The following is a 6,863-nucleotide window of genomic DNA, read 5'->3' on the forward strand; positions in this document are numbered from 1 at the left end:
AGGCCGGGTTTTTCGTAGATCTGGAAGATGATTAGTTCTTGGATTTGTCGACGAGAGCGCCGGACTTGATCCAAGGCATCATGCCGCGCAGTTTTTCGCCAACTGCTTCGATCTGGTGTTCGTCGTTGAGGCGACGGGTTGCTTTGAAGCGTGCCTGACCTGCTTTACATTCCTGCATCCAGTCAGAAGTGAACTTGCCGCTCTGGATTTCATCCAGTACGCGCTTCATTTCTGCTTTGGTTTCAGAGGTGATGATGCGTGGACCGGTTACATACTCACCCCACTCAGCGGTGTTGGAGATGGAGTAGTTCATGTTTGCGATGCCACCTTCGTAGATCAGGTCTACGATGAGTTTCACTTCGTGCAAGCACTCGAAGTAAGCCATTTCTGGTGCGTAACCAGCTTCAACGAGAGTTTCGAAGCCAGCGCGGATCAGCTCAACCAGACCGCCACACAGAACTGCCTGTTCACCGAAGAGGTCGGTTTCACATTCTTCACGGAAGGTGGTTTCGATGATACCGGAGCGACCGCCACCAACGCCACATGCGTAAGACAGAGCCAGATCAAGAGCGTTGCCAGTTGCATCGTGGTGGATAGCTACGAGGCAAGGTACGCCGCCGCCTTTCTGGTATTCGCCGCGAACGGTGTGGCCAGGGCCTTTAGGAGCAACCATCAGAACGTCAACGGTGTTCTTTGGCTCGATGAGGCCGAAGTGAACGTTCAGGCCGTGTGCGAATGCGATTGCAGCGCCGTCACGGATGTTTGCAGCAATGCTGTCCTTGTAGATTTCAGCCTGCAGTTCATCTGGGGTCGCCATCATCATCAGGTCTGCCCAAGCTGCTGCGTCTGCAACGGATTTGACTTCGAAACCATCAGCTTCAGCTTTGAAGCGGGTGGTGGAGCCTTCACGAAGAGCAATAACAACCTGCTCAGCGCCGCTGTCCTTCAGGTTCATTGCGTGTGCACGGCCCTGGGAACCATAACCGATGATCGCAACTTTTTTAGACTTGATCAGGTTCAGATCTGCATCTGCATCATAATAAACGCGCATTGTTTTCCCCTTTTTCAGCCAGTCCCTTACTCAGCAGAGGGTTCCGGCCCGATTTCCTATTTGGTGCAGTTCTCGAAGAGCTGCATAAATTGTGAAACGGCATCGCCTGCCGCTGATTTAAAATCCGCTTCCTCCTGCTTGAGGGTAGCTCCCAGTAGCAGGCGGACGTGAATGTCTTTGAGCACCAGACCGTAGAGAATCTGGTAGGCCGCGTGGGCATCCGGCACTTTAACGAAACCCAGTTTTGCCCCTTGAGCCATGAGCTGGGTCATTTGCTCGCCAATGCGGCCACGTCCCTGCTCAAGCAATTGTCTTCCCAAGGCGTCGTCGCCTTTACTGGCCTGTCCGATCGCAAGTCGGTTCAGTGCCAGAGAAACCTCGCCGGAAATCACTTCCAGAAGATCCTGAGCAAAGTGGTTGAGCTCCTGAACAAACTGTTCTTTGGAAACCACTTCGTCGGAGTGGGCCGGTGTGCGCACCTTGCTTGCCTGACGGGTTACTATTGCCGCCAGAAGGCCGTCACGGTCACCAAACCACTTGTAGAGGCTTTCTTTGGAACAACCGGCTGCGCGCGCTATAGCAGAAGTGGTTAGAGCTTTCTCGCCACCTTCAACCAACAGCTGGAGCGCAGTATCCAGAACGGCCTTTTGCCGATCTGTAAGTGTCTGCTCTTCCAGTTTGTTTGCCGCTGCATTCACCGTTGTTAAGCCTTTATCTTCTTTTATGTTTTCGACTTTCGGGAAGTCTCTCGAAATTCGTTTTTTGCTCAGTACCGTACGGTACGGTTCTCTTATGGCGTGGAATCTGTCCCCCGTCAATATACAAATTACGGCTTGGGCGATTATTCTTTTCGAAAATTTCAATCAACCGGTGCTGCAAGCTCAACAGTTTGGAAAACCGCGGTTTGGACGCGCCCGTCCATTAGCCCGCGTTACGGCGTTTTTTGATGCTTTGTAGCGCTTGGTTCCGCATGACAGGGCGGGTGTGGGCGGCTATTCAGTAAAGCTCCAGCCTTTGAATAAAACCGGAGGGATTGTGTTTTAAGCCGTTTTACCCTTGTGGCAGGCTTTTGTTGTTCTGCACCCATTGCTTGAGTAGGGCTTTTGCGTGTTGCGGTGTCGCCGCCTTGCTAATGGGAAGGAAAAGTCGATGAGAAAACTGAGTGCTCTGGGATTGGCAGCAGCAATGACCCTTGCAAGCGTGGGCTCTGCGCTCGCTGTTCCTGTTTCGGGTTCTTTGAATGTGAAACTTGATCACGTCAAAGCGGTGAAGCTTAACGGTTCGCCCGATCCTGCAAAAGATGCAGCTTGCGCTGACAAGTATCGCGACTTCATCGGCATTGATGTGAGTGCGAAATATAACATCGACAAAACGACAGGGATTATGGACGCCAAGGCTGATGTGCTTGGCATCGTCACTGATCTGCACCCACTGGGTATTGAAGGCCAGTATGACTTCATGTCAGACGGTGTACCTCAGGCGCTTGCCGACAAAGGTATCAGCCGCGAAATACTCGATATGAGTGAGGACCTTAGCCAGAAGGCATTCATCTTGCTGGCAAGTTTCGACAAAGACAGCAACTGTATTATCACAGGCCATAACTAAGGCCATTGGGTTGCTAAACAAAAAAGCGCACACAGCTTTCGGCAGTGTGCGCTTTGCGTTTTTACTCACGCCTACAAGGCTGTCCTTAAGCGTCTTCACCCAAAGAGCGACGGAAGCGGCGAACACTTTCTGCAAATCCATAAATCAACGCATCGGCTGTGAAGCCGTGACCGATGGAGACTTCGCTGATGTACGGTGCGCGGGCGATAAGGGGTGGCAGGTTATCTACAGTGAGATCGTGGCCTGCATTGACTGCGAGACCAGCCGCTTGCGCAGCCTCTGCTGTTTCAACAACAAGGTCAAGCTCACGCTGTGCAGCAGCAATATCGCCGTAGGTCGCGCCGTATGGTCCTGTGTAGATTTCGATCCGCTCGGCCCCAGCTTTTGCGGCAAGCTCAGGCTGTGACGGGTTCGGGTCTACGAAAAGCGAGGTACGGATGCCCCAGCTTTTTGCAGTCGCGACAGCGTCGGCAATTAGCGAGCCATCCTTGGCAAAATCCCAACCGTGATCAGATGTGGTTTGCTCTGGATCGTCAGGAACGTAGAGCACCTGTGTCGGCTTGGAAGCTTCGACAAGGCGTAGGAAGTCCTCTGTCGGATACCCTTCAAGGCACAGTTCTTTACCCGGAAAACGCTCTGCGATCAGGTTTGCAAGATCAAACACGTCGGTACGGCGAATGTGGCGCTCGTCTGGGCGCGGGTGAACGGTGATACCCTTCGCGCCACTTTGCATAGCAATGGCAGCAAGGTCGGTAACGCTTGGCCATGGGAGATCGCGACGATTGCGCAGCATAGCCACAGCATTCACGTTTACAGACAGGCGGCTTTGTGTTGGCATCAGAACCTTCCTCCGACTTCAACTAGAGCGTTCCGGTTTAACCTATCAGGCCTAAACACTCTATTTCTTCGTAAATAGGCATATCCGTATCCGCAAAGTTCGGCAATTTTTCAGGCATATGCTTTGGCAAAAAGAAAACGGTCTCCCCAATGAAGGGGAAACCGTCCTATTAAAATTTCAGATATGAAAACCAACTGTGCCGGTATTTTCAAGTCCGAAATTGTGTCTCAAAGACCTTCTGCCCCGCGGTTTAGCGCTGCAACGCCGGTGCGGGAAACTTCAACGAGGCCAAGCGGGCGCATAATCTCGATGAACTGCTCGATCTTGGATGTGCGACCGGTGATTTCGAAAACGAAGTGATCAACAGTTGCATCGATCACCACCGCTTTGAAAGCCTCGGACAAGCGAAGCGCTTCAAGGCGCTTGTCACCTTGTCCTGCCACTTTGATAAGTGCCAGTTCGCGTTCCAGCGGCTTGTCCTGATTGAGCTTATGGGCTGCAACGGTCAAGTCACGCACACGGTGTACGGGCACTAAGCGGTCGAGCTGATGACGGATCTGCTCTATGATCTGCGGCGTACCGGTGGTCACGATGGTAATGCGGGATATGTGTTTCTCGTGCTCGGTTTCCGACACGCTAAGGCTATCAATGTTATAGCCGCGAGCAGAAAACAGGCCGATTACACGGGCAAGCACACCTGGTTCGTTATCAACGATAACAGAAAGGGTATGGGTCTCTTTGGTTTCGCTAACTTCTGCGAGGAAGTATGCACTTAGAGCATCAACATTCTGAGCGTTCATTTTTATCTCCCCCTGTTAGACCAAGGCCTTGCCTTCGTTGCCGATGGCGTTTGCAACAACTTCGTCGGTGGCTTCATCCGGCAACAGCATTTGATTGTGGGCCTTACCAGATGGGATCATCGGGAAGCAATTGGCCATTTGCGCCACGCAGCAGTCAAACAAGACAGGGCCTTTGGCGTTGATCATTTCTTCAATAGCGTCATCCAGTTCATCCGGTTTGGTAACGCGGATACCGGTGCCACCGTATGCCTCTGCCAGCTTAACAAAGTCAGGCAGGCTATCGGTGTAGGAATGGGACAAGCGGTTACCATGCAGCAGCTGCTGCCACTGGCGTACCATACCCATGTAGCTATTGTTCAAGATAAAGGTTTTTGGAGACAGGCCATGCTGAACTGCGGTGGACATTTCCTGAATGTTCATCAGGATGGATGCATCACCTGCAATGTTGATGCACAGCGCATCAGGGTGAGCAACCTGCGCACCAATCGCTGCTGGCAAGCCGTAACCCATGGTGCCGAAACCGCCTGAGGTCAGCCAGCGGTTTGGCTCTTCAAAGCCAAGGAACTGGGCTGCCCACATCTGGTGCTGACCAACTTCGGTAGAGATATAGTAGTCTTTACCTTTGATGGCTGCTGCCAGACGCTGAAGCGCGTATTGCGGCATGATAACGTCATCGTTCGGCTTATATGCCAAGCAGTTACGGGCACGCCATTTATTGACCTGCTCATGCCACGCTTTCAGCTCTGGGTTCTGCTTCATATTAGAAGCGCGCCAGATGCGAACGATATCTTCCAGAACGTAACCAACATCACCGACAATCGGAATGTCTACGCGTACGATCTTGTTGATGGAGGATGGGTCGATATCAATGTGCACTTTTTTGGAGTTTGGCGAAAACGCATCCAAGCGGCCGGTGATACGGTCGTCAAAACGAGCGCCGATACAGATCATGACATCACAGTCATGCATCGCCATGTTTGCTTCATAGGTGCCGTGCATGCCCAGCATACCCAGCCACAGTGGACCGGAGGCAGGGTAGGCACCCAAGCCCATCAGAGTAGATGTAACTGGAACGCCGGTCATCTCGGCCAGTTCGCGCAGCAGTTGGCTTGCTGCCGGACCTGCGTTGATAACGCCGCCGCCAGTATAGAAGACTGGACGCTTTGCAGAGGCAATCAACTCTACAGTCGCGCGGATCGCGTTCATGTCGCCCTTCAGCTGCGGGCGGTAGCTCTTGTGCTGGGTCGCATTAGGAGCCGGACCTTCGTAGATGCCGGTCGCGAACTGAACGTCTTTAGGAATATCGACAACAACAGGGCCCGGACGACCGGAAGTGGCAACGTAAAATGCTTCATGCAGAATACGTGGCAGATCCTCGATCTTCTTTACCAGCCAGTTGTGTTTGGTGCAGGTGCGGGTGATGCCAACGGTATCACACTCCTGAAACGCGTCGGAGCCGATGAGGTTGGTTGGAACCTGACCTGTGATACAGACAAGTGGGATAGAGTCCAGCATTGCATCGGTGAGAGCTGTAACCATGTTGGTTGCGCCCGGACCGGAAGTTACCAAGCACACACCCGGCTTGCCGGTGCTGCGTGCGTAACCTTCCGCGGCATGACCTGCGCCCTGTTCGTGGCGCACAAGGATATGCTCGATCACATCTTGCTGGATCAGTTCGTCATAGATTGGAAGGACAGCACCACCTGGATAACCAAATACGTGCTTCACACCTTGGTCTTGGAAGGCGCGGAGAACCATTTCCGCACCTGTCATCTCCCGTTCCATCTTATATCCCTGTTCTTTGCCTGCCCAATCGGGCACCTAAAAGACAATGTGTTTAAGCCAACAAAAAAGGAGCCCTCTAGGCTCCTTGCGCGTCTAACCGTTCCGAGTGACCCTAACTCACTCCGGCGACGCGCTTTCCCACCACGATAAGAAGAATAGAAATGTTCATCATGTCTTTAAAAGGAAGCCAGTGGCTTCGCTCTCCTTATTGAAGTGGAGCACGCCTTAATGGTGTACTCGGAAATTTCGTTTGTGCGCGCTAGCTAAGCTGTATTTGAGATTTAGGTCAAGCCCTTTTGTTAGATATTGCGCAAATGAATTCTCAAGGTTCAGATTATTTCAATCTATTGCTGATGTGAGCGCAATTAACTGGGTATGCCCCATGTAAATAGTGACAGGACTTGGGGAATAGGGGAGTTGGTTAAGTAAGTGGGCATCCGGCATTGTGCCTATGGATACCAATCAGAGGTTGATGAAGTGGTGCAAGTCACTGCAAACTTTGAATGAATAAGGGCTGGGGACAAAGTTGGTTTTCCCCAGAGCAAATTAATTATCCGCAAAAACCATACTTGCCAACACGGCCGCCCGTGGCTATACAGCCGCCATCGCTTCGTTGCGAGGGTGTATAGCTCAGTTGGTAGAGCATCTGACTCTTAATCAGACGGTCCCGGGTTCGAATCCCTGTGCACCCACCATTTCCCTCCATAGGGAACCGTAACGAGCACAAGAAAAGGCATTGCCTTTTAATGTGGTGCGAGTGCATAGCTCAGCTGGTAGAGCAACT

Annotated in this window: 6 protein-coding genes and 1 tRNA gene; 2 read left to right on the forward strand and 5 right to left on the reverse strand. The window is 52.2% G+C overall.

Going from position 1 to position 6,863, the window contains the following annotated elements:
• Nucleotides 1-31 precede the first annotated feature (31 nt).
• Together ilvC and E1162_RS18300 are read right to left on the reverse strand one after the other, a co-directional pair.
• Nucleotides 32-1,051: a ketol-acid reductoisomerase gene (ilvC, locus tag E1162_RS18295; protein ID WP_155134478.1), complete on the reverse strand. Its 1,020-nt coding sequence runs from the start codon at nucleotides 1,049-1,051 to the stop codon at nucleotides 32-34.
• Between the two features lie 56 nt (nucleotides 1,052-1,107).
• Nucleotides 1,108-1,749, reverse strand: a complete 642-nt coding sequence (locus E1162_RS18300; RefSeq protein ID WP_371312014.1) for a TetR/AcrR family transcriptional regulator — start codon at nucleotides 1,747-1,749, stop codon at nucleotides 1,108-1,110.
• A gap of 451 nt (nucleotides 1,750-2,200) precedes the next feature.
• On the opposite strand from E1162_RS18300, the gene E1162_RS18305 reads away from it, so the two are divergent.
• On the forward strand, nucleotides 2,201-2,656 hold the full coding sequence (locus tag E1162_RS18305; RefSeq protein WP_155134481.1) for a hypothetical protein: 456 nt from the start codon (nucleotides 2,201-2,203) through the stop codon (nucleotides 2,654-2,656).
• An 85-nt stretch (nucleotides 2,657-2,741) separates the two neighbouring features.
• Here E1162_RS18305 and E1162_RS18310 read toward each other — a convergent pair whose 3' ends face one another.
• The 3 genes from E1162_RS18310 to E1162_RS18320 form a co-directional block, all read right to left on the reverse strand.
• Nucleotides 2,742-3,494, reverse strand: coding sequence for a pyridoxine 5'-phosphate synthase (locus tag E1162_RS18310; RefSeq protein WP_155134484.1), 753 nt, complete (start codon nucleotides 3,492-3,494; stop codon nucleotides 2,742-2,744).
• A 227-nt stretch (nucleotides 3,495-3,721) separates the two neighbouring features.
• Nucleotides 3,722-4,294: an acetolactate synthase small subunit gene (gene ilvN, locus E1162_RS18315; protein ID WP_155134487.1), complete on the reverse strand. Its 573-nt coding sequence runs from the start codon at nucleotides 4,292-4,294 to the stop codon at nucleotides 3,722-3,724.
• 15 nt (nucleotides 4,295-4,309) lie between these two features.
• Nucleotides 4,310-6,079 (reverse strand): acetolactate synthase 3 large subunit, encoded by a 1,770-nt coding sequence (locus E1162_RS18320; RefSeq protein WP_155134490.1) that lies wholly within the window; start codon nucleotides 6,077-6,079, stop codon nucleotides 4,310-4,312.
• Between the two features lie 619 nt (nucleotides 6,080-6,698).
• Here E1162_RS18320 and E1162_RS18325 point away from each other — a divergent pair.
• Nucleotides 6,699-6,774 (forward strand) — tRNA-Lys (locus E1162_RS18325).
• The last annotated feature ends 89 nt before the right edge of the window (nucleotides 6,775-6,863 follow it).

This window comes from Pseudovibrio flavus (assembly GCF_009711345.1).
GTDB lineage: Bacteria > Pseudomonadota > Alphaproteobacteria > Rhizobiales > Stappiaceae > Pseudovibrio > Pseudovibrio flavus.

Bases quoted from the DNA above. Each gene is read 5' to 3' on its own strand.
- ilvC (WP_155134478.1), bottom strand. From the start codon at position 1,051: ATGCGCGTTTATTATGATGCAGATGCAGATCTGAACCTGATCAAGTCT.
- E1162_RS18305 (WP_155134481.1), top strand. From the start codon at position 2,201: ATGAGAAAACTGAGTGCTCTGGGATTGGCAGCAGCAATGACCCTTGCA.
- E1162_RS18310 (WP_155134484.1), bottom strand. From the start codon at position 3,494: ATGCCAACACAAAGCCGCCTGTCTGTAAACGTGAATGCTGTGGCTATG.
- ilvN (WP_155134487.1), bottom strand. From the start codon at position 4,294: ATGAACGCTCAGAATGTTGATGCTCTAAGTGCATACTTCCTCGCAGAA.
- E1162_RS18320 (WP_155134490.1), bottom strand. From the start codon at position 6,079: ATGGAACGGGAGATGACAGGTGCGGAAATGGTTCTCCGCGCCTTCCAA.